Here is a 22,975-nt window from a genome sequence, read left to right on the forward strand (position 1 = left end):
CTTAGTAGTAGCGGACGTTGCGGAAGGCGGACGGGTTGAACACGTCGCCCGGCTGGCCCCACAGGTCGCGCTCAGAGCGGGTATCGGCGGCCTTGGCGCGCGCCTCGGAGTCAAGCTGGCTGAGCACCGTGGTCAGGGCCGCCACTTCAGCATCGGTGGGGTTGCCCTTGAGAACGGTAAACAGGGAAGCGGTCATAGGAAACCTCTACAAAACGATATTGCCGTGTTTCTTCGGCAGGGTCGGAATAATCTTGCGATCCAGCAGGCGCAGGCCCTCAATGAGGGAACCGCGGGTGGCTGCCGGGGTAATGACAGAATCGACGAGACCACGCTCAGCGGCCTGGTACGGGGTGAGGTAGGCGGCGGCCTCCTCTTCGCTCAGCTCCAGCTCGGTGGCCAGTGCGGGGGCATCAGCCACGGCGATCTCGGCGGTCGGCCACGCATAGGACAGGTCCGCGCCGAGCTCCTTGGAACCGAAGGCGATGTATCCGGTGCCGTGCGCGCGGCGGACGATGACGCTGATTTTTCCCACGCTCGCCGCGGAGTAGGCGTGCACGAGCTTGGCCAGCGCTGCCTTCTCCACGTCCAGCGCCGGAGTGTCGACGAACTCGATGATAGGGGTGTTGAAGGCATCGCAGAGGCGGATGAAACGCGCGGCCTTAGCGGCAGCTTCCGCATCGAAGGAGTCGCGGTTGGCGATGATGCCCACCGTGCGTCCCTCCACGCGGCCGAAGCCGGTGAAGACACCGCGCACCTGGGCGCCGAGCTCGAAAACATCCTCGCAGGTGGCGGTGACCACGTCGGCGAGATTGACGGCGCCATCATCGTCCACGAGGGTATCGAGGGTGTGGTCGGCGTCGGTGATGTTCTCCTCCACGGAACCCGCAACGATGGTGGCCTCGGTGCGGGGAGCTGCGGCACGGTTATTGGAGGGCAGGTAGGAGAGCACGCGCTTGGCGACGTTCACCTCATGCTCCCCGTCCGCCTGCAGGTCACCGTCCGGAGCGATGACGACATCGGACAGCGCGGCCACCAGCGAGGCCTCCTTGGAGTCCGCGTAGACCGCCGTGATCTGCGGGATGAGGCCGGAAGCGGTGGTGGCGCGGGCAAGGATGCGAGCCTGCATGGCGGAGGAGACGATGCCCTCCTGGGCGCGGGGCTTATCGCCAGCCACCAGTGCGACGATGGGCACGCCGGTCTTAATAGCCAGGTCGTAGAGCTTGGTGACCTTTTCGCCATAGACCTCGCCCATGGTGCCGTCGAACAGCGAGGCGTCCTGCGCATAGGCGCAGACCTTGCGGCCATCGACGGTTCCGAAGCCGGTGACGACACCATCGGTGTAAGGGCGGATGTGCTCGCGGCCGAACTCGGTGGAGCGGTGGCGAGCGAGCGCGTCGGTCTCCACGAAGGATCCGGCGTCAAAGAGCGCCTCGATGGCGCTGCGGGCCGCAGGAACCTCTCCCTGCGGCGCCCGGGACTCGGTGAGCTTGGCGCTCAGGTCCTCGATCTTGCCAGCGGTCGTCTTCAAGTCAGTCATGGGACACTAGTGTAATACAGTGCGTCTTCTGTACTAATCTGTGCCGAACCGAGCGCGGCCTAGAGCGGGATGTTGCCGTGCTTACGCGCCGGGCGAGCCACGTTCTTGTCCGTGAAGAAGCGCAGATTTTTGGCGATTGCACTGCGGGTTTCGGAGGGGAGAATGACGGCGTCGATAAGCCCGCGCTCCGCTGCCTTATAGGGATTCAGCATGTGGTCTTCATACTCGCGCTCGAAGGACTTGGTCAGCTCAGCTACGTCGAGGCCCTTTTCGTGGGCTGCCTTGATCTCTTTGCGGTAGATAAAACCGACGGCGCCGGCAGCACCCATGACCGCGATCTGGGCGGTGGGCCAGGCCAGGTTGACGTCCGCTCCCAGTCCCTTGGAGCCCATCACGCAGTAAGCGCCTCCGTAGGCCTTGCGCAGGGTGACGGTGATCTTCGGAACGGTGGCTTCGGCGTAGGCGTAGAGCAGCTTGGCGCCGCGGCGCAGGATGCCGTCATGTTCTTGGTCGGCGCCGGGGAGGAAGCCAGGGACGTCGACCAGCATGATGATCGGGATGTTAAAGGCATCGCAGGTGCGCACGAAGCGCGCGGCCTTCTCGGAAGAATTGATATCGAGGCAGCCGGCGAAGACCTGGGGCTGGTTGGCCACAAACCCTACGGTGCGCCCTTCGATGCGGCCGAAGGCGGTGACTACGTTATCGGCGCGGTCGGCTTGGATCTCCAGGTAATCTCCGTCATCGGTGAGAGCCTCGATGATCTCCTTGACGTCATAGGGCTGGTTCGGGGAATCCGGGATGATGCTATCCAGCACGAGGTCATCGACGGTTTCTTCGCCGAGATCTTCGTAGGGCTCAACCGGGGTCAGCTGCCGGTTATTGGAGGGCAGGTAGGTCAGTAGGTCGTGGACCCAATCGAGCGCTTCCTCGTCGCTAGAAGCGGTGTAGTGCGAGGTGCCGGACTTGTGCATGTGGACGCCAGCGCCGCCGAGTTCTTCCTGGCTGACTTCTTCGCCGGTGACGGTCTTGATGACATCTGGTCCGGTCACGAACATCTTGGACTTCTCATCCACCATCACCACGAAGTCGGTCAGTGCGGGGGAGTAGGCGTTGCCACCGGCGCAAGCGCCCATGATGACGGAGATTTGCGGGACGACGCCGGAGGCCTTGACGTTCTGGTAGAAGGTCTTGGCAATCCAGTCCAGGGACACGGCACCATCCTGAATGCGGGCGCCGGCGCCTTCGTAGAGGCCGATAAGCGGGCGGCCAGTGGTGATGGACAGTTCCATGATCTTGATCATCTTCTCGCCGTAGACCTCGCCGAGCGCACCGCCGAAGACGGTTCCGTCTTGGGAGAAGATGCAGACCTCGCGGCCGTTGATGGTGCCCCAGCCGGTGACGATGCCATCGGTCAGCGGGCGCTTCTTGCCCATCCCGAAGTCCGTGGTGCGGTGCACGGCGAGCATGTCGGTTTCTACGAAGGAACCTTCATCGAGGAGATAGTCCAAGCGTTCCCGAGCCGTGAGGCGGCCCTGGGCGTGGACCTTTTCGTGGGCTTTTTCGCCCATGGGCTGCGCCGCTGCTTCGCGACGCCTCTTCAGTTCAGCGATCTTGCCTGCGGTGGTGTCGGCGCTCAGGGAGTCAAGCTCCGACAAATGTGAGGAAATAGTCATGTTTCGACAGTGTAGAGAAGTTTTGTATAGGAATGTATAGCGGCATGCGGGTGATTTCCCTCACAGCCTGCGTTTGTGCAGGTAGGCGGGGTGGGAAAGGTGAGGGTTTCCTCGCAAACGGCGTGTTGGATGCATGGCTGTCAGTGTAGTGACCGCGGTTTTCGAGTGTTTGGGCGGTAGGGGTCAATAAAAAGCCTCGCCCCTAGGGTGTTGGGGCGAGGCTTGGATTATGCGGTTTTATTCGGAGGTTGGGGCTAGCCAGCCCAGGCTGTAGAGGAAGAGTTCGGCGTCTACGAGATCCTCTTCCTTGGGGAAGGTGCCCGTGAGCGTGGCGTAGGACTCTTCGATGTCCTTGTGGGTGGCTGGGATGAGACCGTGCTTGAGCAGGTCTTCGGCGATGTGCGACACCAGCGGCGCCGAGTGCACCGTGTCAAGGTTGATTCCGGTGGCGCTCTTGAATTCGTTAGTGATGGCGGAAAGGAATCCGGTCAGGGTATTCATTTGGCTCACCTCTCTATTTCTTGTCGTAATGATGCGGCCGTCCACATCATGGGGTTGAACCAACTATATAGGTAAAATCCTCCAAAAGCTAGCTTTCGTTCACGGCGAGTTAACTTTTAGTTAACCTAGCGCGAAATGTGAGGTGAGGAACACGGCGCCTTCTAGACCTCAACTGGCAGCCAGGCGTAGCCATATGGCCCGAGCTCCACTGGGCCCAGGTCGACGGTCTGATCCGTGAAGTTGTGCAGGCACAACAACTCACCGCGCTGGAATCCCAGCACGCCCGTCTGACCGGTTTCCACGGCTTCGAAAGGTGCGGTGCCGAGTTTCGGATGCGCCTTACGCTGCTGGATTAGGCCGCGGAGGCGGTGGAGGAGCGAGGAGTCGTCGGCAAGCTGCTCTTCCACCGAAACTCCAACGCCACCGACGATGGGCCGGCGCGTCTGGGCGGAGGTGCTGAACCCTGCACCCTCGCCAGGCTCCCACTGCATGGGTGTGCGCACGGCATCGCGGTCGGGCAATTCAGGGGCATCGTTCATGCCAATCTCATCGCCGTAATACAAGAAAGGTGCGCCCGGCAGAGTCATGAGTAGTGAATAAAAAAGCTCAATCTTGCGGTAATCATTCCCCAACAGCGGGGCAAGGCGCCGCGCGATGCCCACGTGGGCACGCATCTGCTCATCCGGCAGGTAGTGCTGATACATGATCGCGCGCTGGTCCTCGTCGACCATCTCGAGGGTCAGCTCGTCGTGGTTGCGCAGGAAGGTGCCCCACTGGCAGCCCTGGGGAAGCTCTGGAAGTTCCGCCATGATGTCGTAGACCGGTGTGGCGTCCCCCAGTGCGAGGGCTTGGTAGAGCCGCGGCATCACAGGGAAGTTGAACACCATGTGGAAGCGATTGCCCGTGCCATAAAACTCCATGGTTTCTTCGGGCGGCTGGTTAGCCTCCGCGATCATGATGGCCTCGGGGTAATTCTCGTCGATGAAGGCGCGGACCTTCTCCACAAAGTCGACGGTCTCCGGCAGAGACTCGCCGCCCACCCCATCACGCTCGTACAGGTAGGCGATGGCATCGAGGCGGAAGCCGTCTACGCCCTTATCCAGCCAGAAGGAAAGAATCTTGAATACTTCTTCGTGGACCTTCGGGTTGTCGTAGTTCAGGTCCGGTTGGTGCGAGTAGAAGCGGTGGAAGTAGTACTGCTTGCGCTCCGGGTCCCACGCCCAATTCGAGGTCTCCGTATCGGTGAAGATGATGCGGATCTCCGGGTAACGCAACGGATCATCGCCCCACACGTAGTAGTCGCCATAAGGGCCTTCCGGATCGGTGCGTGAGGCCTGGAACCACGGGTGATCGGTGGAGGTGTGGTTGAAAGCCAAATCCGTCATGAGGCGCATGCCGCGAGTATGGAGCTCGGCAACGAGCTCGTCAAAGTCCTCCATCGTGCCGTAATCAGGGTGGATGGCGTAGTAGTCGGCGATGTCATAGCCGTCATCGCGCAGCGGGGAGGCGTAGAAAGGGGAGAGCCACAGGCAATCCACGCCGAGCCACTTGAGGTAATCAAGCTTCTCAATAACTCCGCGCAGCGTGCCAACGCCTTCGCCGTGGGCGTCCTTGTACGAGCCCACGAGGGCCTGGTAGAAGATGGCGTTATCGTGCCAGGTCATCGGAGATCCTTCCGTTTGGCCCGCCACAGCAGATACTCCGCCAGGCACAGCGCGCCCGCGAGGAGCCCCGGCCAGATGGCGGGGGAGGGGTGAAAAAGATTGAGGACTGCTTGCGCCAGCGCCAGGAAGGCAAAGAAGCCAACGAATCCCAGCGCGGTGTCCCACAGCAGTTCACGGCGCATTAGGCCTTGACACCTCCGGCGGTGAGGCCGGCGACGATGCGGTGCTGGAAGATGAGCACCATGATGATGAGCGGAACCGTCACCAGCGCGCCTGCGGCCATGGTGGCGGCGTAGGGGTACTCGAAGGCCGAGGGGCCCGAGAAGCGCGCGATAGCCACGGTCACCGGCTCAGTAGCAGTGGTGGATAGCTGCTTGGCCAGCATGAACTCGTTCCACGTTGTGATGAAAGCGATGATGGCGGTGGTAAACAGCGCGGGCGCGGCCAAGGGCAGGAGTACGAGGCGGAAAGCTTGACCGCGGGAAGCGCCGTCCACGCGGGCAGCCTCCTCCAGCTCCCAGGGCAGCTGACGGAAGAAGCTCAGCAGCGTGTAGACAGTCAGGGGCAGCGCGAAGGAGATATTCGGAATGATCATCGCGCGGTAGGTGCCAATCCACTCGAGGTTGCCAAAGAGCTGGAAAAGCGGGGTCACCAGCGCGATGGCCGGGAACATCGAGGCGGCCAGGATGATGCCGGTGACAATACCTTTGCCCGGGAAGTCATAGCGCGCCAGTGCATAGGCGGTAAAAACACCGATGAGGACCGCCACTGCGGTCGTGACCAGAGAGATGATCAAAGAGTTCCCCAGCGCGTTGAGGAAGTCATTGCCCTTGTCCGTTGCCAGCGCGTCCCGGAAGTTATCCAAGGTCACGTGTGTGGGCCACGGGGTGGTGTCGAAGGTATGGGACTTGTGCCGCAAGGCGGTGACAACCATCCAGTAGAAGGGCGCGAGCCCCCAGAACATGATGAAGAGGATGCCGAGGTAGTGGCCAAGCTTTTTCATGACTTCTTCTCCTTCTTCTGGCGAGCAGTACCGGAGACATCAGCGCCGAGGAAGCGCACCAAGATGAACGCGACGGTGAAGATAAGCAGGAAGATGAGTGTGGACAGCGCGGAGGCCGAGTTGAAGTGGCCCTGACGCATATCTTCCACGACGAGCTGGGAGATGGTGGCTGTCGGCGAGTTGGAGGAGGCCGAGATCATGATGACCGGCAGGTCGTACATGCGCAGCGCGTCCAGCGTGCGGAAGAGGATGGCTACCATGAGCGCTGGCCGCACCAGCGGCAGGGTAATAGTGAAGAAGGTTTGGATGCGCGAGGCGCCGTCCACGCGGGCCGCGTCATAGACATCGCGCGGAATCATCTGCAGGCCCGCCAGGATGAGCAGCGCCATGAACGGGGCTGTCTTCCACACGTCGGCGATGATGACCGCCAGGCGGGCATAAAACGGGTCCGTGGTCCACGCAATGCGTGAGCCGATGAGCGCGTTGATGATGCCGTCCGGCGCGAACATGAACTGCCACAGCTTCGCAGTGACTGCGGTGGGAATGGCCCAGGGGACCAACACCGCCGCGCGCACGAGACCGCGTCCGCGGTACTCACCGTTCATCACCAGCGCCATGAACATGCCCAAAATCGTTTCCAGGGTCACCGTGACCACGGTGAAGAAGAGCGTGATCTTGAGCGCGGGCCAGAAATCAGTGGCAATGATGCCGTCCGGGCACGCGGTGGCCTGGCCGGTGGCAGACATACAGCGATTGGTGATCCAGTACAGGTAGTTCTCGAGGCCTGCGAATGCGCCTTCCTCGAATACACCCGTAGTCGGGTTAAGCCGCTTGTTGCCCTGGAAGGACAACATCACAGCGCGCACGATGGGATAGCCGATGACCACGGCCAGCGCTATCAGCGCCGGTGCGATGAGCGCAGCGACGCGCAGATACTGTCTGCGGGGCTGCGCGGTAGCCGGTGCTCCAGCCATGCGGTGCCTGCCTTTCTAATTAATAGGGGGGGAGGGGTTTATCGGGGGTTGGGGAAAATCATAGCGGGTGGCTGAGACATTCATTAGAACGAAGCCAGATCAAAGAAGGAGGCGCGGGCAAGTCGCGTGGACTTACTCGCGCCCCCATTTCACGCTGGGAGGATTAACCCTGGGAGGCTGCCTCGATGGCTGCCTTCATGTCCTTCGTTGCGTCATCGACGGACTTGTCAGCGGTCAGAGCCGCGTAGGCGTTATCCTGCACGGCCTTGGAGATGGCGGTGTAGAACGGGGAGACCGGACGCGGAGCGGCGTTCTCCAGGGATTCCTTGAGAGCCGGAAGGTACGGGAATTCCTCGACGAGGGACTCATCGTCGTAGATGGAGGCCAGTACCGGCGGGAAGGAAGCCTCAGCGAAGGACTTCTGGTTCTCCTCGTTGATGATGAACTTCATGAAGTCCAGGGCCGTAGCCTTGTGCTCGGAGTTGATGTTGATGCCGTTGTTGTAGCCACCGAGGGTGGAGACACCGACGCCGTCCTTGCCCACCAGCGGCTGCACCTCGAACTTGACGCCAGCCTCTTCAGCATTGGTGTACATGTACGGCCAGTTGATGGCAAAAGCGGTCTTGCCCTCGGTGAAAGCGAGGTTGGTCTCCTCCTCAGTGGTGGCGGTGGAGTCCTTGGAGATGGTGCCGTCTTCGTAGGCGTCGACAAGCGCCTGCAGGCCTTCCTTGGCCTCGTCCGAGTCAACGGCGACGTTGCCCTCGTCATCCAAGATGGAGCCGCCCCAGCCCTCGATGAAGCCGGCGGTGTTGACGGTGAGGCCCTCGTACTGCTTGAGCTGAGTAGTCAAGCAGGAAGCATCATCCTTGATGGCCTCGCAGGCAGAAGCGACGTCCTCGAACTTCTCCGGAGCCTTGTCCGCCAACTCAGTGTTGCGGAAGAGCAGCTGGCCGTTGGTGTTCTGCGGCAGCGCGTAGAGGGTGTCGTTGTAGGTGGCGGACTCCACGGTGGGCTCCAGCAGTCCGGAGGTATCGACCTCGAGGTCACCGGTCAGCGGTGCCAGCCACTGGTTAGCGGCGAAGTCCGCGGTCCAGACCACGTCCAGCGCCATGACGTCATAGTCGGAGTTGCCCGCCTGCAGGGACTGCACGAGGGTCTCGCGCTGAGCGTCGGCCTCGCCGGCGAGCTCCTTGAGCTCGACCTTCTCATCCGGGTGCTCGGCGTTCCATGCCTCGATGATGGGGGTGATCTTGTCGGTATCGTTCTTGCCCATGGCAAAGGTGATGGGGCCGCGGCCGTCACCATCAGTCGTGGAGGCATCGGAGCCAGTGCTTGACGACGATCCCTCGTCGCTCGAGGAGCAACCCGCCAAGGTCAGTGCGAGTGCAGCGGTGGTGACGACAACGCCGCGGCGGACAGAACGCAGCGAGCTGGGGAGGAAGGGCTTCTTCATTGAATATTCACCTTTCGGAAAACTTCTGATGACTACAAAATAGGGGATCATCCCCACATCGCACGTGGTTTTGGCTTTTAATTCACTCCAAGCGGGGGTGAAATCACCCCTGTCCGTGGTGTTTCTTAAGCCTCGACGCGCTGACCGGTCTCCGGATCGAAGCGGTGAGCCTCGCGGGGGTTAAAGGTCAGCACGACGTTCTCACCGCGCTGCGGAACGTCGTCGCTCGCGCGGGCCACGAAGCGCTGCTCGCCCACCATGACGTAGACGAAGGACTCGGAGCCTAGCTCTTCCACGAACTCCACCGTGCCTTGGAAGCCAATCGGCCCCTTATTGATGAACATCTTTTCCGGGCGAACGCCGACGCGCCCGCCGTTGTAGTCGAAGATGTTCATCGCGGGGGAGCCGATGAAACCGGCGACGAATTCGTTAGCGGGGGCGTCGTACAGCTCGCGTGGTGGCGCAACCTGCTGCAGAACACCGTCCTTGAGCACGGCCACGCGATCGCCCATGGTCATGGCCTCCACCTGGTCGTGAGTGACGTAGACAGTGGTGGTGCCGAGGCGCTGTTGGAGGCTGGCCAGCTCCGCGCGGGTTTGCACGCGCAGCTTAGCGTCGAGGTTAGACAGGGGCTCATCCATGAGGAAGGCCTTCGGCTCGCGCACGATGGCGCGGCCCATGGCCACGCGCTGACGCTGACCGCCGGAGAGGTCTTTGGGCTTGCGCTGCAGGTACTCCGTGAGCCCAAGGGTCTTGGCGGCTTCTTCTACTTTGGCTTTGATTTCAGCCTTGGGCATCTTGGCCAGCTTGAGGGCAAAACCCATGTTCTGGGCCACAGTGAGGTGCGGGTAGAGCGCGTAGTTCTGGAAGACCATGGCGATATCGCGATCACCAGGCTCAAGTCCGGTGACATCCTTACCGTCAATGAGGATGCGGCCGCTGGAGACCGGCTCCAGCCCCGCGAGGGCGCGCAAGGTGGTGGACTTACCGCAGCCGGACGGGCCGACGAGGACCAGAAACTCGCCATCCGCAATCTCGAGGTTGAGGTCTTTGACCGTGGGTTTCTCGGCACGGGGATAGGTGATGCCGACGTTCTCAAAAGTGACCTTTGCCATGGATTCACACTAGCACCTGGCGGTGCGTGCATTAGGCTGGAATTCGCTATGAAGAAGTTCGCCCCTCTCCTCGCGCTGCTCTTGGTCGGTTGCTCCAGCACGGAATCCACTGAGTCCTTTGCACCACTGACAACCGTTTCTACTGGGACCGTTGATGCGTCTTCGGCATCTTCAGAGACCACTACGGAGTCATCGACCTCCGCTACCAAGTCTTCTTCGGAAGGGCCTTCCCCGACGATGTCCTCGAAGGAATCCGTGGCGTCGCCGACCACTTCGGCTGCAGAGGCTCAGCGCGATACCGTGTTCCGCGCTATTTTCGCCGATACTGTCGACGCATCTGAAGTCCGTTCACAGTTGGTGGACAATGGCCGTGTAGATCGCTCCACCATGCGCGCCAGCATGAAGGGGATGGGCCTGGATGTCTCGGATTCGGAATTGCAAGAGTACGGCGAGTGGGTTTGTGAATGGGTCACCCCAGCAACTCGTTACGTGCTGGTGACTGAAGGAAAGCCGGATAACCTCGGGGCGCAAGACCGCGCTGATTACGACAAGTTGATTGGGGATACTGTGTCTTTCCTGGCGGATACGCGGCAGATCACCGTCACGCCTGAGCAGGTCACCCATGCGTTGCCGCAGGCGGTGCTGACTACCTGTCTTGACGATGCTACTGCCCGCACAATTCTGGCCAACCCGGATTACTTTTAGTTACTTCTAGAAGGCCACTGCTCGGCGGGTAACCTAGGGTGCATGACTGCACTTGATATGGACCGAATTCGCGAGGCGCTGAGCGACGACTTCGCTGTCATCGATTACACCGAGTCCACCGGCTCCACCAACACCGATCTCATGCAGGCGGAGAAGGTGGCTGATGGCACCGTACTGCTGGCCAACGAACAGGTTGCTGGCAAGGGCCGTTTGGGCCGCCAGTGGGTGAGCCCGGCGGGATCACAGCTCATCTTTTCTGTGCTGATCCTCCCGGAGTCGCTAGAGCACCTTGGCACTCTGCCCCTGGCTGCCGGTTTGGCCGTGACCGACTCGGTGGAGAAAGCGGTACTCAAGTGGCCGAATGACGTCCAGATTGATGGCAAGAAGCTCTGCGGCATCCTCGCCGAAGCCGGCCCGGTGGGGGAGGCTTTCAAGTCTGCCCCGAAGACTGAAGTCTCGAAGGCCGAGGTCAACAAGGCCGAAATCAACAAAGCTGAGATCAACAAGGCTGAAGTTAATAAGGCCGAGATCAACAAGGCCGAGGTCGCGCCCAAGACGCAGTCTGCGAACCCGCCTTCAGCCCGCGTGGTCGTGGGCATGGGCATCAACGTCACCCTGACCCGCGAGGAGCTACCCATCGAGGCCGCGACATCGCTCGCGCTCGAAGGCCTTGATACCGACCGCACGCAGCTGGCTATCACCGTGCTGAAAAACCTGCGCCACCGCATTACCCAGTGGGAGCAGCAGGACCCACAGCTTATGGCTGATTACCGTAAGGTCTGTTCTTCCATCGGGCAGGAAGTCCGGCTCGAAGCCCCGACGGGCGATGTGATCGGCACCGTCGAGGGCGTGGCTGACGACGGCCGCATCAACGTCGGCGGCGAGTACTACTCCGCCGGTGATGTTATCCACCTGCGTCCCGCTGATAATTAGCCGTCCGCGCTGCGTTGCGTCTTGGCATCTACCGGCGAAGCACCATAGAAGGCGCTGCACTCAACTAGGGCATTCATCCAGGGCACTCAACTAAGGTGCTTTCCACATGGCATCTATCAAATGGCATTAGTCAAAAGGTGTCTTTGCCCCTGAAAACGCCATCTACAGGCCCGCAAAAGGTGTCTTTGACCCCAAAGACACCTTTTGACTAATGCCTTCTGTGAGATGCCATTTGTGGGGCTCGGCGCTAAAGCGCCCCAGAGCCTGCCGTGGGCAGGGGAGGCCTCGGTAAAGAACGGTGTTTCTGGGGTAGTAGGTACCATGTGCCCCATGAACCTCATGCAGATGGGCCGCGGCGAAGTTGTTCGCGCGGACATGACCGCCCCGTTTCGCACGCTGCTCTTTCCTTTTTTAGAGCTCGTCGTGATTACCGGGGTGTGCTGGATTGCCATCGGCTGGTGTGACTATAACGGCATTGACCTAGCGCTTCGCAATGGATTAGTAGCTATTTGGGCCCTACTTGCTGCCTGGCGCTTCGTCCTTCCCTTGGTGAAAGCCCGCCGTAAGCGCTTCATCGTGACCAACCTGCGCGTCATCGCCCGCGAAGGCAAGCGCGTTGATTCCATCCCGCTCACCGATATTCGTGGCGCGCGCCGTCGCCGCGGCGGGATCTCGCTGGCACTCCACGGCTATGACAAGCCGATGTATTTCCCCTCCATCCCCAAAGCAAAGCGCGTCGAAGACATCCTCAACGAGCAACCGGTCTGGGGCTAGCCCTTAATCTCTGTCGTGTGCAGCTGTTGGTCCAAGTCATCAGGGGCCAGGTTGGCGGAGCGGAAATCGTGGGTCAGCGGCAGACGCAGATCGAGGTCCGTTCCGGGGCAGAGCTCAATGGTGGCCTCATCCACCGTGTAGTCCAACACGTGCCCGCCGGAGGTACGCGCAGCGTCGATGAAGTGCACGTGGCATCCGGGAACGGAAATTCCTTTTTCAAAGACCGGCGTGCGGAAACCGCCGATGATGCCCTCGACGTCGTCAAAGCGCAGCTCCTTATCGCCGCCCACCGCCTGAGCCATCGGTGGATAAGGCTTGCTCTGCTTGACCACCGTGCGGGTAACTACGTTGCTGAAGCGTCCGGTGATACGCACCGCGTACATGTAGTTGGCGGAAGGCTCGACCTCATCGATGAAGGCTGACAGCTCCTCGCGCTTTAATCCTTTGGGCGCGGCCACCTTAATACGGGGGACAAAGTTCGTCGCCACCGCGAAGGGGGTTCCCTGGTCCAAGTCAGCCACCGTCGCGGTTCCATCACCGCGCAGCTGGTAGCACACGCCGTCGAGGATAATCATCTCTCCGTCCAGCGCATCGAAGGTGCCGATGCCGAAATTACCTTTGCCCAAGAGCTCGCCGATGGTCATTTCGCCGTCGTAAATGCCATCCAACAGCGCGGTCATGAGGGAGTTCTGAAAGATGGTATGCCGGACGATCATGGCCCAAGGCTAGTATTGAAAGAGTGAGTGAACAACACAAACCCCTCGTTACTGTTTATGGAGACGGCCAGCTTGCACGCATGATGCAGCCGGCCGCCGCGGAGCTCGACATCCACCTGCGCGTGCTGGCCTCCGCGCCAGACAAGTCCGCCGCCCAGGTGATCCCGGACGTCGTTTTGGGCGACTACCACGATCTTGACGTGCTCACCGCCGCTGCGGAAGGCGCGGACGCGATTACTTTTGAGCACGAGCACGTCCCCACGGAGCACGTCGAGGCTCTCATCGCCGACGGCCTCAACGTCCAGCCCCAGCCTTCCGCCCTCCTTTACGCGCAGGACAAGCTGCTCATGCGCCAGAAACTGGCCGAGCTGGGCGCCCCGGTGCCGCGCTTTGCCGCCATCGAATCGGTGGAGGATGCACGGGATTTCGCCGCGCTTGTCGACGGTCATGTGTGCCTCAAAGCCCGCCGCGGCGGCTACGACGGTCACGGCGTGTGGTTCCCCTCCGCGAAGGAGCTGGAGCCGCTGGTAGAAGAACTTCTCGCAGCAGGCACCCCACTTATGGCAGAGGAAAAAGTTGCCCTTACCCGCGAGCTGTCCGTGCTCGCCGCTCGCCGCCCCTCCGGTGAGGTGAAGGTTTGGCCGGTCACCGAATCTGTGCAGCGGGACGGCATCTGCGCCGAGGCCTTTGCCCCAGCCCCGAACCTTTCGCCGGAGCTGGCAGAGCGCGCCATGCAGGTAGGCATCAAGGTAGCCACTGAGCTTGGCGTTACCGGCGTGTTGGCGGTGGAGCTCTTCGCCTTTGCCACGAAGCAAGACGCCGGCTGCATCATCGCGTCCGCTTCAGGCGCGCCAGGAGCGGTCGTGGAAGAAGATATCGCGGTCAACGAGCTGGCCATGCGTCCGCACAACACCGGCCACTGGACCCAGGATGGTTGCGTGACCTCCCAGTTCGAGCAGCACCTGCGCGCCGTGCTAGACCTGCCGCTCGGGTCCACCGCAGCCCTGGCTCCGGTTACGGTCATGGCCAATGTGCTGGGTGCCGAAGAAGATCCGCAGATGCCCATGCCGCAGCGCGTCCGCGAAGTGATGGAGCGCTACCCACAGGCGAAGATCCACCTCTACGGCAAGGACCACCAGCCGGGCCGCAAGATCGGCCATGTCAACGTCGTTGGTGAGGACGTGGAGGAAACCCGCGGCATCGCCCACGATGCCGCCCACTTCCTCGTCTACGCGCAGTGGGCTTAAGCCCGAACTAAGAAGGAGATTTTTCATGCAACCACTCGTCGGTCTGATCATGGGATCCGATTCCGATTGGCCCACCGTCAAGCCCGCCGCAGAGGTGTTCGCCGAGTTCGGCGTGCCCTTTGAGGTGGGCGTCGTCAGTGCGCACCGCACCCCAGAAAAGATGCTGGCTTATGCCAAGTCTGCCCACGAACGCGGGCTCAAAGCCATCATCGCTTGTGCCGGTGGTGCGGCCCACCTGCCGGGTATGGTTGCCGCAGCCACGCCGCTTCCGGTGATCGGTATCCCGCGCGCACTGAAGGATCTCGATGGTCTCGATTCGCTGCTTTCCATCGTGCAGATGCCGGGTGGGGTTCCAGTGGCCACCGTATCCATCGGTGGTGCGAAGAACGCCGGCCTGCTCGCCGTGCGCATCCTCTCCGCGGGCGACCCAGCACTGGTGGAGAAGATGGCGGCTTACCAGGAGAACATGGCCGCCGAAGTAGAGAAGAAGGACGAGAACCTGCGTTCCCAGCTCCTCGGGGAGTAATTAGCTGGGGAGCTTGCTCCCGAGATCGGGGTAGGACGCCTGCGCACCTTCTCCGGTGACGGCGTAAGCCCCGACTCGAGCGGCATAGGTGGCGGCCTCCACGAGGTCGTCGCCGTGGAGTAGTCTCGCGCACAGCGCGCCTGCGAAGGCATCGCCCGCGCCCGTCGTGTCGACGGCGGTGACCTGTGGAGAGGGGACTTCGATAAGCTTGGTGCCTTCAGACACGAGCGCGCCGCGCGCGCCCAGCGTGAGAACCACCGAGGCAAAGCCTGCCTCCCTTAAACGCTGCGCCAGCTCCGCTGGCGCGCCCTGGCCGCTCAAGCCCAGCTGCTCGAGTATGAGCCCGGCTTCGTGTTCATTGGCCAGCAGCGGATCAGCGCGCAGGAGCGCTTCCTTTTCCACCTCGATGACCGGTGCGAGGTTGACCACGACCCGTCCCTTCGCCAGCTCGATGGCCTTGGCAAAACCCTCCGCCGGAATCTCGCCCTGGAGCAGAATGAGCTCCGATCCGGTGATGGGGGAGGAGTGCGTGGTGACGAAGGAATCGCTGACAAGCGCATTGGCACCAGGCACCACGATGATGGTGTTTTCTCCCTGCTTATCCACGGTAATGACAGCCAGGCCCGTCACCTCTTCGCTGGCCTCGACGTGCGTGAGGTCCACGCCGCTGGCTTGCAAGTAGTGCATCGCGGGCGCGGCATAAGCATCGCTGCCCACCGCACCGACGAAGCTGACCTGCGCGCCCAGGCGGGCGGCGGCAACCGCTTGGTTTGCTCCTTTGCCGCCCGCGGTGATGGTGCCGCCGCTGCCCAGCAGGGTTTCGCCCGGCTGCGGGTGCCGCGCGGTGTGGACCACGAGGTCAGCGTTGATGGAACCGACTACGCACATGCTCATGCTGACCAGTATGCACGCTAAGCTAGCGGGCATGCAGTTTCCGCTTCTGGTGTTGGGTGCGCGCGTCGAGAGCGGCGTGCCTGGCTCGCTGCTGCGCAGCCGCTTGGATCGCGCGGTGGTGATGGCGCGCGTGCTGCCGGAGGAGCCGATCATCGTCTCCGGTTACGGGGAAGCAGAGCCGATGGCGCGCTACCTCATTGAGCGGGGCGTTAATCCGGAGCGGATTTTCCTCGAACCGCTGGCCACCAGCACCAACGAGAACCTCGAGCGCGCCCACGCGTTGTGCTCGGACTATAGCTACTTTCGCGTGGTGACCAATGACTTCCACGTGCTGCGCACCCGCCTGTGGGCCTGGCACCTGGGGATTCGGATTCGCATGCATGGTGTTGGAACACCGCGGAAAGACCGCCCGTGGAACTACCTGCGTGAGGTAGTGGCGACTCCGCATTCGCTGCTGCGCATCGTGTGGCGGCGGGTCATTGCGCGGCGGCGGCTTGTGGCCTAGGCGCCGAAGAACATGAGCACGATGGCGATGAACCAAATGACAAACCAGTGGCGCTTTTGCGGCGTGGTCGGGTTGGCCTTCTGCTGCAGCGTCTTGAGGAAGTACCACGCTCCGGGCAGCGCGAATCCGATGCCCATCGCCACATCGCCATCAGTAATTCCGGTGAAGCCTACGAGGAGCGAGAACAGACTCAAAAGCCCCTTGAAAAGGGAGAAGCTGTGGATTGTGCCATTCATTGAGTGTTGCTCAAGGGAATAGTCCGGCATGGGCGCCGGGGCGTAGGCGCGCTCGGGCTCGGCAAAAGACTCGGAAAAAGGCTCCGAGATGGGATCCGCGAAAGGTTCTACCGAAGGATTCGCAGAGGGCTCCGCATAGGACTCGCGCGCAGGTTCCGCGAAGGGATTAGCTCCACGGCCGTTGAATGGCTTGGCCGGCTCCTCGAAAGGATTGGAGTCAAAGGGATTGCTCATGCGATTTACACTAGGCCACCGGTGCACCCAACCCCGAATTAGAGCTTGGCCAAGGTCTTTCTGATGCCCTCTTTCAGCGTTGCGCGTGATTGCTTCATCGGATGCGCTATTGCGCGTAGGCCCATGTAGGCAATCTGGTCGGCCGCCCGGTTAAGCGGGTCGCCCGCATGCCCCATCACGCGGCGAATGGTCACCTCGCAGACTCCCTCCACGTCATGCCATGCTTGCTGGAAGCGCGAGCGCGAGCCCGAAGACAGCCCCCTCCATACGCCCCGGGAGCGCATGGCCTTCGAGCCCTTCGTCCGAATCTGCTCCACCGCCTCCAAGGCGGCGACGGAGTCTGACTCGATGATCGCCTTGGTTGCGCCGACCTTGAGCAGGTACTTCAGTGCGAGCGTTAAGGATTCGAGCTCAAGCTCGTCGGTGCTGGCCGTCGTCCTGCGCGTGCGCAACCGGTAGTCACCATTGCTGGCCACGAAGCACATCGAGCCCTTAAACACCGTGTCCGAGGAGGCATCCGTGGCTATGCGCACGGTGGCGCCTTCGGGCCACGAGGAGGCCGTCGAGAAGTTCGGCCACCAGTGCGCCTTCGGCGTCTCCACTTTGACCACCTGCTTCTTGCGCGGGGCCTCGCCTTCCTTCTTCGCGCGGCGAGCGGTGATCCCGGCCTGCTTGCGTCGCACGGAGCTAGCGCTTTTCGACGCCCTATTCTCCTCCGCAAAACTCCCCGTCACGGTATAGCCGCGTTCCTCCAGTGCGGCGCGCAGTGCCGCTTGACGGCGCCCAGTGACGATCCATTTGCGCCCCCGAATATTCTTCGTGGCCTTCTCGAATTCGCGGACGGCTACTTCAACGATGTCGCCCTTCTGAATCTGGCCCTTGCGCACGAAGCGCGTTTTCTTGGTATTAACGGCGATGACCCAGCCGTCAATCGTGCCGTTCTCGGCGGAATCCCAGCGCTCATCCCATAGTGCAATAGCCACGTGCACGGGTGCTGAGATCATATCCTTGGTGATCTTGCGCGTGCCGTAGGTGCGCGATTGCGTGCCCGTCAGGGCGGAGAGCTCGAGTGGTTCCATAGCTCTACTAGTAAACCATTTCAGTGCCTATCTGTAACGCTCGACTGTCTGATGCAACATACTCAGTGAGCCCACGAACAATATGGAGTTATTTAGTGTCTGTCCTTACCTTGCCTGGTTCGCGCAAACGGGAGTTCTCCCGCTTGTTTCGCGAGCATTACCCGGCGGTTCTGGCCTACCTGCGCCGCCGCGTCCCTCCGAGTCACGCGGAAGAGCTGGCGGCTGATGTGTTTGAGCGAGCGTGGGCTGGCTTCGACTCCTTGCGCGGCACGCCGCTGCCGTGGCTCTATGGCATCGCTCGCAATGTGATGCGGGAGTTCTACCGCACCCGGCGGGAGACGGAGAACCTCGACGACCATGAGCTGGAATCCTATGCCGGTTATGACGCTGTCGATGCCAATCTCGACATCACTCGCGCGTTGATGCAGTTGCCGCATGCCGAGCGCGAAATCCTCACCCTCCATGCGTGGGAGGGCCTCGACCACCCCGATATCGCCGAGGTCCTCGGCATTTCCCGCAATAACGTGCGCGTTCGTTTACACCGCGCGCGTACCCACCTTTCCGAACTCACAGGAGAAACCGATGCCTAACTCTCTCGATATGCTCCGCGCCGCCAACCCCGTTCCTGACGCCGCGCTTGACGACGCCTCCCTCGCCCGCTCCGAAGATACCCTCGCAAAGATTACGAAGGGCCGCCCCACGTGGACTATTGCGGCGGCCTCCGTCGCGGTGCTCGCGCTCATCGGCGGTGCCTTCCCGCTGCTCAATAACTCGGAGCCTGTGGCCTCGGCCGCGGAAATCCTGACGCAGGCCGGCGAAGCTGCTGCCACCCAGCCTGATGCCGTGGATAAAGGCGTGACCGCGAAGGAATACATGAAGCGCGTCGACACGCTTGGCGATGCCACCGCGATCACCGAATATGCGGTGGATGCCGGCGGTGCCGTGGAGGTTTCCTCGCAAGGAGAGGTCCCGGGCTTCGACCCGCAGCCTTCCATCAACCCGGAAGACCTCGTTGTTGCGACTGATCGCGCCGGGCTGGAGAAGCTGGCGGATTCCTTCCCGAACCACGCCCTTGGAGCGTTGGAGCTGCTGCTCCAGCCGGGACTAAGTAGCGAGCAGCAGAAGATTGCCTATGACATGCTGGCGGACGCGGAGGGCAATGAGGTCGGCACTGTTGAGGGCGAAGGCGAGGACCAGCTGGTCACCGTGATTCGCGATTCCGACCGCGTCTCCTTCTCCGTCTTGCCCGCCACCGGCCAACTGGTGCGCGTGGTCGGCCTAGTGGGACCGGATGTGGAAACCACCATCGATGCCACCGCGATCCTAGACTGTGTGTCCGTGACGGGCCTCGAGGGCCCAGACCGCATCTCGCTGGCCTGTGCGGATAACAACTACTTGGTCAATGAGCTGGACTGGCAGCGCTGGGGAGCCGACTCCGCGGAGGCGGAGGGCGTGGCCATTGAGAACGACTGCGACCCCAATTGTGCGGAGGGCAAATTCAGTGAGGATCGCGTCAAGGTGGTCGTCGACAAGCGCGTGGCGTGTGGATACCACGCCGAGGTCTACTCCCGCGTGCGCGTGCAGTACCCGGATGGGCGTGAGGAAGAGCAGCAGATTGGCTGCGCGCCCTAGGCAAGCTCTTAGGTAAGTTGGCGCAGGGCGAACTGGCCGTACATGTCACCTAAAGCCTCGGCGGTGTAATCACCGTCGGGGCTGAACCATTGGGCGACGCCGATGCCCATATCGATGAGCGCCCAGCAGGCGATTTTGAGGTTTTCCGCGTGGAAGTCGCCCTCGTTGACCACGGCCATCCAGCGGGCGACATAATCGCGGCGCAGCTGCAGGACGACGGATTTGTGGGGCTCTTCGAGGTTGGTGAGCTCGTTGTTGACCACGCGGACGCGCCGGGCGTGGGTGGCGTGGTAGATGACGTGGGCTTTCATGGTGGCGACGAGCTTGTCGCGGGGATCGCTCAGCCCGGCGAGGCAGGCGGCGTTGGCGCGGAGCAGATCCTCCATGGCGGTGATGGTGACTTCGGCGAGGAGCTCTTGCTTGGAGGAGAAGTGGTTGTACAGGCTGGAGGCGCGCATGCCGACGGCTTTGGCGATGTCCTCCATGCCGGTGGCGTGGTAACCGCGCTGGTCAAAGAGGTCGAGTGCGGCGGCGGCGATTTGGTCGCGGCGTCTCTGGTTGGCCATGGTGGGCGTCCTCCTCAATGAGCTAATGGTGGTTAGTGTACCTGCGATGTGGACTGTGGGGGATGGATGGGGGGCTGGTTTGTTTGGGGACTGTGCGTGCGTGGTGATGTCGCATTATGTGGGGTCGTGCCGCGTTATGTGTGGGGCACTTGACAGCCGATGGAGATTCGGGTCACAATTGTGGCTAATCGCCATTCGTATTGCCTGTTTATTGGAGAACTCACCATGTCTCACAACCTCTTCGAGTCCACCACTGATTTCTTGGGTGTTTTTGACGACCTCTCTGCATCAGATGCTGCTGGGTGGAAGCGTGCGGCGCAGTTTCGCGAGTACTCCGCCCCAGTGATTAACCAGCACTGGCAGGCCGCGGAGTACCCACTGGACTTGGTTCAGCGCTTGGGCGACTTGGACGTGATGACGGATGGTCTGGCGGTGGAAGGCCACGAGCAGATGTCGACGCTCGGTGCTGGCTTGGCACTCATGGAGGTCACGCGTGCGGATGCCTCGATGGGCACGGTGATTGCGGTGCAGGCTGGGCTGGCTATGCGTTCGATTGCCATGCTGGGCTCTCCGGAACAGCAGGCTGAGTACCTGCCGCAGATGGCTTCGTGTTCGCTGCTCGGCGCTTTCGGGTTGACGGAGCCAGCTCACGGTTCGGACTCGATTGCTTTGGAGACCACCGCGGTGCGCGACGGCGATGAGTGGGTCCTGAACGGTGAGAAGAAGTGGATTGGTAATGGCGCTTCCGGCGGCATCACGATCATTTATGCGCGCATGGAGGATGGCAACGTTGGCGGCTTCATCGTGCCGCAGGAGGCCCCCGGTTATTCGGCATCCGTGATTGAGGGCAAGCTTTCGCTGCGGGCCATCCACCAGGCGCACATTACGTTGACCGACTGCCGCATCCCCGCTTCTAATCAGCTACCGGGCTGCCGTAGCTTCAAGGATGTTTCCCGCGTGCTGACTGCTACACGCATTGGTGTCTCCTGGATGGCGCTGGGCTCGGCGGTGGCCTGCTATGAGATTGCCCGCTCTTATGTGCTGGAGCGCGTGCAATTTGGCCGTGAGCTGGCGAAGGCGCAGATTATTCAGCAGCGCTTGGCCAACATGGTCCTCGATTTGAGCCAAATGATGCTGACCTGCCGTGAGGTTTCTTTGCGCGAAACTGCGGGGACCTTGGCTCCGGAGCAAGCCTCGGCGGCGAAGCTCCACAACACGCGTGCTGCGCGCCGCATCGCCGCCGATGCCCGCGACATGCTCGGCGGGGTGGGCATTCTGCTGGAAAACGACATCGCGCGCCACTTCGCTGACATCGAGGCCATGCACACCTACGAGGGCACCGATACCGTGCAGTCCCTGATTATGGGCAAGAAGATTACGGGCTTCTCGGCTTACAAGTAGCAATTCGAAGTGGCCCCTATTTCACCGGGCCCATCTTTTTCGACTATCGCGGTCATTCTAGGTCCGAGTCCTGGTGGGGCGGCTGCTCATTGCTTCCAGGTGCCGCAATCTTAGTTGGTATCTTCTAGAAGGCATCTGTCAAAAGGCGTTTTCAAGTCGAAAAACGCCTTTTAGGCTTTCTATATGGCGTTTTTAGAGGCAAAGATACCCTTTGGGAGATGCCGTTTGTTGGGCGCCTTTTGGGATGCCTAGTGGTAGGTATATTTTGTGAGCTGCCGGCTCCCGTCTACAGGATGCCAAGCATTGGTAGCCGTGCGACTAACCGTGTTGGTTGCGTGACTCCGGACTAGAATCCCACAGATCTCTGCTAGATGAAGAATCCGCTATGGTATTCCGAGGAAGAGCTTGCCCAAAGTAGATGTATGAATGATTCTGAAAAGCTCATCTATCTTCGTTCCCTTCCCAATGAGCACCAAGTATGGCGCGGTTTAGCAAATGGTTCCATCATTCGGCTAACATCCCAATACGCAATTTCGCGTGATTTCTACGCAAAGCTTCCGAGACACCGCCAGCAGCTTATCGATATTCGGGCGGTAGGGCTTAGCGCACACAATGCAGTGGTAGTCGGGGTATCGGCGGCACGTCTCTTAGGGCTTTGGACGCTTCCGCCAGTTGGTGAGCGGGTGTCGGTAGCGCGTCTTTCTAAGTCGGTTCCGAGGAGGCAGGTTTGGGGAGACAAAGTTAGCTATCGCAAAATGGCAATTCCCTCTGAGCATATTCTGACGAATGAGGGCGTTAGGTGCACGTCCGTTGCACGCACGTGTCTTGATATTGCGCGTTTATGGTCTTTCGCTGAAGGTCTTATGGCTATGGACTGCGCGTTGCGGCGAAGGCTCGTGAGTGTCGATGAACTAAGGAGAATGGCGGTTGAGCTTGGCAGAGTTAAAGGAATTGCAGCTGCCAGGGAGGCGGTTAAGTATGCAAGTTCTCTGCCAGAAGCTCCGTATGAATCATGGGCTCGTGCGCTCATTATTGAAGCCGGATTAGGTAACAAAATTCGACTGCAGTGTGAATTGCCCGGTGGCTTTCGCCCTGATCTTCTTGTTGGAGATAACCTTGTCGTCGAAATTGATGGTGCCGTGAAATATGACGGCGAAACATTCGGCAAGCCCACTGACGCAGTTATTCGGGCAGAACGACAACGCGAGAAACATATTCAGAACATGGGCTTTGTAGTCCTGCGGTTTACTCCCGCTGAATTGCTTCAAGAGAAAGGGCGGGTAGTTAGTGAGATTCGGAGTGCCCTGGAGGGATTGCAGCGGCGCCAGTCGGCTTAACGGAATGCCGGCTGGGTCTGCTCACAAATGGCATCTGTCAAAAGGTATGCCGTCTAGAAGATGCCCTTTGGAGTTGGACTAGACTTCCAACTCTCGTTGCCAGGAAAGGGTTTAAGGGACATTTCGTGTGGATAGATCGATGTGCATTCCCGAAACAGCCAGGGAGTTCCGTGCTGCGAGCAGCTGAGATAGCCAAAGCCCCGCTCCGAAGGTCGGAAGCGGGGCGGCGTGCTCGACGATGTGCCAGATAGCGTGTCAGCCGGCTAGAAG

Annotated in this window: 25 protein-coding genes; 10 read left to right on the forward strand and 15 right to left on the reverse strand. The window is 61.1% G+C overall.

What is annotated here, in order from left to right; translation table 11 throughout:
* Nucleotide 1 precedes the first annotated feature (1 nt).
* From CAURI_RS02995 to CAURI_RS03040, 10 genes are all read right to left on the reverse strand, one after another.
* The gene (locus CAURI_RS02995; protein WP_010189353.1) at nucleotides 2-196 is read right to left on the reverse strand and encodes an acyl-CoA carboxylase subunit epsilon; all 195 of its coding nucleotides are present in this window, start codon (nucleotides 194-196) and stop codon (nucleotides 2-4) included.
* Nucleotides 197-205: 9 nt separating this feature from the next.
* Nucleotides 206-1,537, reverse strand: a complete 1,332-nt coding sequence (locus tag CAURI_RS03000; protein ID WP_010189351.1) for a carboxyl transferase domain-containing protein — start codon at nucleotides 1,535-1,537, stop codon at nucleotides 206-208.
* Nucleotides 1,538-1,596: 59 nt separating this feature from the next.
* Nucleotides 1,597-3,210, reverse strand: a complete 1,614-nt coding sequence (locus tag CAURI_RS03005) for an acyl-CoA carboxylase subunit beta (protein WP_010189349.1) — start codon at nucleotides 3,208-3,210, stop codon at nucleotides 1,597-1,599.
* A 237-nt stretch (nucleotides 3,211-3,447) separates the two neighbouring features.
* Nucleotides 3,448-3,711 carry a hypothetical protein gene (locus CAURI_RS03010; protein WP_010189347.1) on the reverse strand — a complete coding sequence of 88 codons (264 nt, stop codon included), beginning with the start codon at nucleotides 3,709-3,711 and terminating at the stop codon, nucleotides 3,448-3,450.
* Between the two features lie 161 nt (nucleotides 3,712-3,872).
* Nucleotides 3,873-5,375, reverse strand: a complete 1,503-nt coding sequence (gene treS / locus CAURI_RS03015; RefSeq protein ID WP_010189346.1) for a maltose alpha-D-glucosyltransferase — start codon at nucleotides 5,373-5,375, stop codon at nucleotides 3,873-3,875.
* Nucleotides 5,372-5,557: a hypothetical protein gene (locus CAURI_RS03020; RefSeq protein WP_010189345.1), complete on the reverse strand. Its 186-nt coding sequence runs from the start codon at nucleotides 5,555-5,557 to the stop codon at nucleotides 5,372-5,374. The genes treS and CAURI_RS03020 overlap by 4 nt, the downstream gene beginning before the upstream one ends.
* Nucleotides 5,557-6,378 (reverse strand): carbohydrate ABC transporter permease, encoded by an 822-nt coding sequence (locus CAURI_RS03025; protein ID WP_010189344.1) that lies wholly within the window; start codon nucleotides 6,376-6,378, stop codon nucleotides 5,557-5,559. Before CAURI_RS03025 ends, CAURI_RS03020 begins: the two co-directional genes overlap by 1 nt.
* On the reverse strand, nucleotides 6,375-7,352 hold the full coding sequence (locus CAURI_RS03030; protein WP_010189343.1) for a carbohydrate ABC transporter permease: 978 nt from the start codon (nucleotides 7,350-7,352) through the stop codon (nucleotides 6,375-6,377). The genes CAURI_RS03025 and CAURI_RS03030 overlap by 4 nt, the downstream gene beginning before the upstream one ends.
* A 163-nt stretch (nucleotides 7,353-7,515) precedes the next feature.
* Nucleotides 7,516-8,805 carry an ABC transporter substrate-binding protein gene (locus tag CAURI_RS03035; RefSeq protein WP_010189342.1) on the reverse strand — a complete coding sequence of 430 codons (1,290 nt, stop codon included), beginning with the start codon at nucleotides 8,803-8,805 and terminating at the stop codon, nucleotides 7,516-7,518.
* 125 nt (nucleotides 8,806-8,930) lie between these two features.
* Complete coding sequence (locus tag CAURI_RS03040; protein WP_010189341.1) at nucleotides 8,931-9,920, reverse strand: ABC transporter ATP-binding protein; 990 nt, start codon at nucleotides 9,918-9,920, stop codon at nucleotides 8,931-8,933.
* A gap of 48 nt (nucleotides 9,921-9,968) precedes the next feature.
* Here CAURI_RS03040 and CAURI_RS03045 point away from each other — a divergent pair, with 48 nt between their 5' ends.
* The 3 genes from CAURI_RS03045 to CAURI_RS03055 all read left to right on the forward strand — a co-directional run bounded on the left by CAURI_RS03045 (nucleotide 9,969) and on the right by CAURI_RS03055 (nucleotide 12,332).
* The gene (locus CAURI_RS03045) at nucleotides 9,969-10,625 is read left to right on the forward strand and encodes a hypothetical protein (protein ID WP_010189340.1); all 657 of its coding nucleotides are present in this window, start codon (nucleotides 9,969-9,971) and stop codon (nucleotides 10,623-10,625) included.
* A gap of 42 nt (nucleotides 10,626-10,667) precedes the next feature.
* Nucleotides 10,668-11,558, forward strand: a complete 891-nt coding sequence (locus tag CAURI_RS03050; protein ID WP_010189339.1) for a biotin--[acetyl-CoA-carboxylase] ligase — start codon at nucleotides 10,668-10,670, stop codon at nucleotides 11,556-11,558.
* Nucleotides 11,559-11,888: 330 nt separating this feature from the next.
* The gene (locus tag CAURI_RS03055; RefSeq protein ID WP_010189338.1) at nucleotides 11,889-12,332 is read left to right on the forward strand and encodes a hypothetical protein; all 444 of its coding nucleotides are present in this window, start codon (nucleotides 11,889-11,891) and stop codon (nucleotides 12,330-12,332) included.
* Here the strand turns inward: CAURI_RS03055 and budA are convergent.
* Nucleotides 12,329-13,048 carry an acetolactate decarboxylase gene (gene budA, locus CAURI_RS03060; RefSeq protein ID WP_010189337.1) on the reverse strand — a complete coding sequence of 240 codons (720 nt, stop codon included), beginning with the start codon at nucleotides 13,046-13,048 and terminating at the stop codon, nucleotides 12,329-12,331. The genes CAURI_RS03055 and budA overlap by 4 nt on opposite strands.
* Before the next feature lie 23 nt (nucleotides 13,049-13,071).
* Here budA and CAURI_RS03065 point away from each other — a divergent pair, with 23 nt between their 5' ends.
* Together CAURI_RS03065 and purE are read left to right on the forward strand one after the other, a co-directional pair.
* Nucleotides 13,072-14,295 (forward strand): 5-(carboxyamino)imidazole ribonucleotide synthase, encoded by a 1,224-nt coding sequence (locus CAURI_RS03065; protein WP_012714876.1) that lies wholly within the window; start codon nucleotides 13,072-13,074, stop codon nucleotides 14,293-14,295.
* A gap of 25 nt (nucleotides 14,296-14,320) precedes the next feature.
* Nucleotides 14,321-14,821, forward strand: a complete 501-nt coding sequence (purE, locus tag CAURI_RS03070) for a 5-(carboxyamino)imidazole ribonucleotide mutase (protein WP_010189335.1) — start codon at nucleotides 14,321-14,323, stop codon at nucleotides 14,819-14,821.
* Here purE and CAURI_RS03075 read toward each other — a convergent pair whose 3' ends face one another.
* The gene (locus CAURI_RS03075) at nucleotides 14,822-15,715 is read right to left on the reverse strand and encodes a ribokinase (RefSeq protein ID WP_029158943.1); all 894 of its coding nucleotides are present in this window, start codon (nucleotides 15,713-15,715) and stop codon (nucleotides 14,822-14,824) included.
* Nucleotides 15,716-15,746: 31 nt separating this feature from the next.
* Between CAURI_RS03075 and CAURI_RS03080 the strand changes: the two genes are divergently transcribed.
* Nucleotides 15,747-16,220 (forward strand): YdcF family protein, encoded by a 474-nt coding sequence (locus CAURI_RS03080; RefSeq protein WP_035117189.1) that lies wholly within the window; start codon nucleotides 15,747-15,749, stop codon nucleotides 16,218-16,220.
* Here the strand turns inward: CAURI_RS03080 and CAURI_RS03085 are convergent.
* Together CAURI_RS03085 and CAURI_RS03090 are read right to left on the reverse strand one after the other, a co-directional pair.
* The gene (locus tag CAURI_RS03085) at nucleotides 16,217-16,690 is read right to left on the reverse strand and encodes a hypothetical protein (protein WP_010189332.1); all 474 of its coding nucleotides are present in this window, start codon (nucleotides 16,688-16,690) and stop codon (nucleotides 16,217-16,219) included. The genes CAURI_RS03080 and CAURI_RS03085 overlap by 4 nt on opposite strands.
* Nucleotides 16,691-16,728: 38 nt before the next feature.
* On the reverse strand, nucleotides 16,729-17,769 hold the full coding sequence (locus CAURI_RS03090) for an RNase H family protein (protein ID WP_010189330.1): 1,041 nt from the start codon (nucleotides 17,767-17,769) through the stop codon (nucleotides 16,729-16,731).
* A 95-nt stretch (nucleotides 17,770-17,864) separates the two neighbouring features.
* Between CAURI_RS03090 and CAURI_RS03095 the strand changes: the two genes are divergently transcribed.
* Nucleotides 17,865-18,359, forward strand: coding sequence for an RNA polymerase sigma factor (locus CAURI_RS03095; RefSeq protein ID WP_010189329.1), 495 nt, complete (start codon nucleotides 17,865-17,867; stop codon nucleotides 18,357-18,359).
* Nucleotides 18,352-19,401 (forward strand): hypothetical protein, encoded by a 1,050-nt coding sequence (locus tag CAURI_RS03100; protein ID WP_010189327.1) that lies wholly within the window; start codon nucleotides 18,352-18,354, stop codon nucleotides 19,399-19,401. Before CAURI_RS03095 ends, CAURI_RS03100 begins: the two co-directional genes overlap by 8 nt.
* An 8-nt stretch (nucleotides 19,402-19,409) precedes the next feature.
* On the opposite strand, the gene CAURI_RS03105 is transcribed toward CAURI_RS03100, so the two are convergent.
* Nucleotides 19,410-19,967: a TetR/AcrR family transcriptional regulator gene (locus CAURI_RS03105; protein ID WP_010189326.1), complete on the reverse strand. Its 558-nt coding sequence runs from the start codon at nucleotides 19,965-19,967 to the stop codon at nucleotides 19,410-19,412.
* A gap of 225 nt (nucleotides 19,968-20,192) precedes the next feature.
* Here CAURI_RS03105 and CAURI_RS03110 point away from each other — a divergent pair, with 225 nt between their 5' ends.
* Entirely contained in the window at nucleotides 20,193-21,368 is a 1,176-nt protein-coding gene (locus CAURI_RS03110; RefSeq protein WP_010189325.1) for an acyl-CoA dehydrogenase family protein, read from the forward strand.
* 422 nt (nucleotides 21,369-21,790) lie between these two features.
* Complete coding sequence (locus CAURI_RS13550) at nucleotides 21,791-22,705, forward strand: DUF559 domain-containing protein (protein ID WP_157753265.1); 915 nt, start codon at nucleotides 21,791-21,793, stop codon at nucleotides 22,703-22,705.
* Nucleotides 22,706-22,975: the final 270 nt, after the last annotated feature.

It is taken from the genome of Corynebacterium aurimucosum ATCC 700975, assembly GCF_000022905.1.
Lineage (GTDB): Bacteria > Actinomycetota > Actinomycetes > Mycobacteriales > Mycobacteriaceae > Corynebacterium > Corynebacterium aurimucosum_F.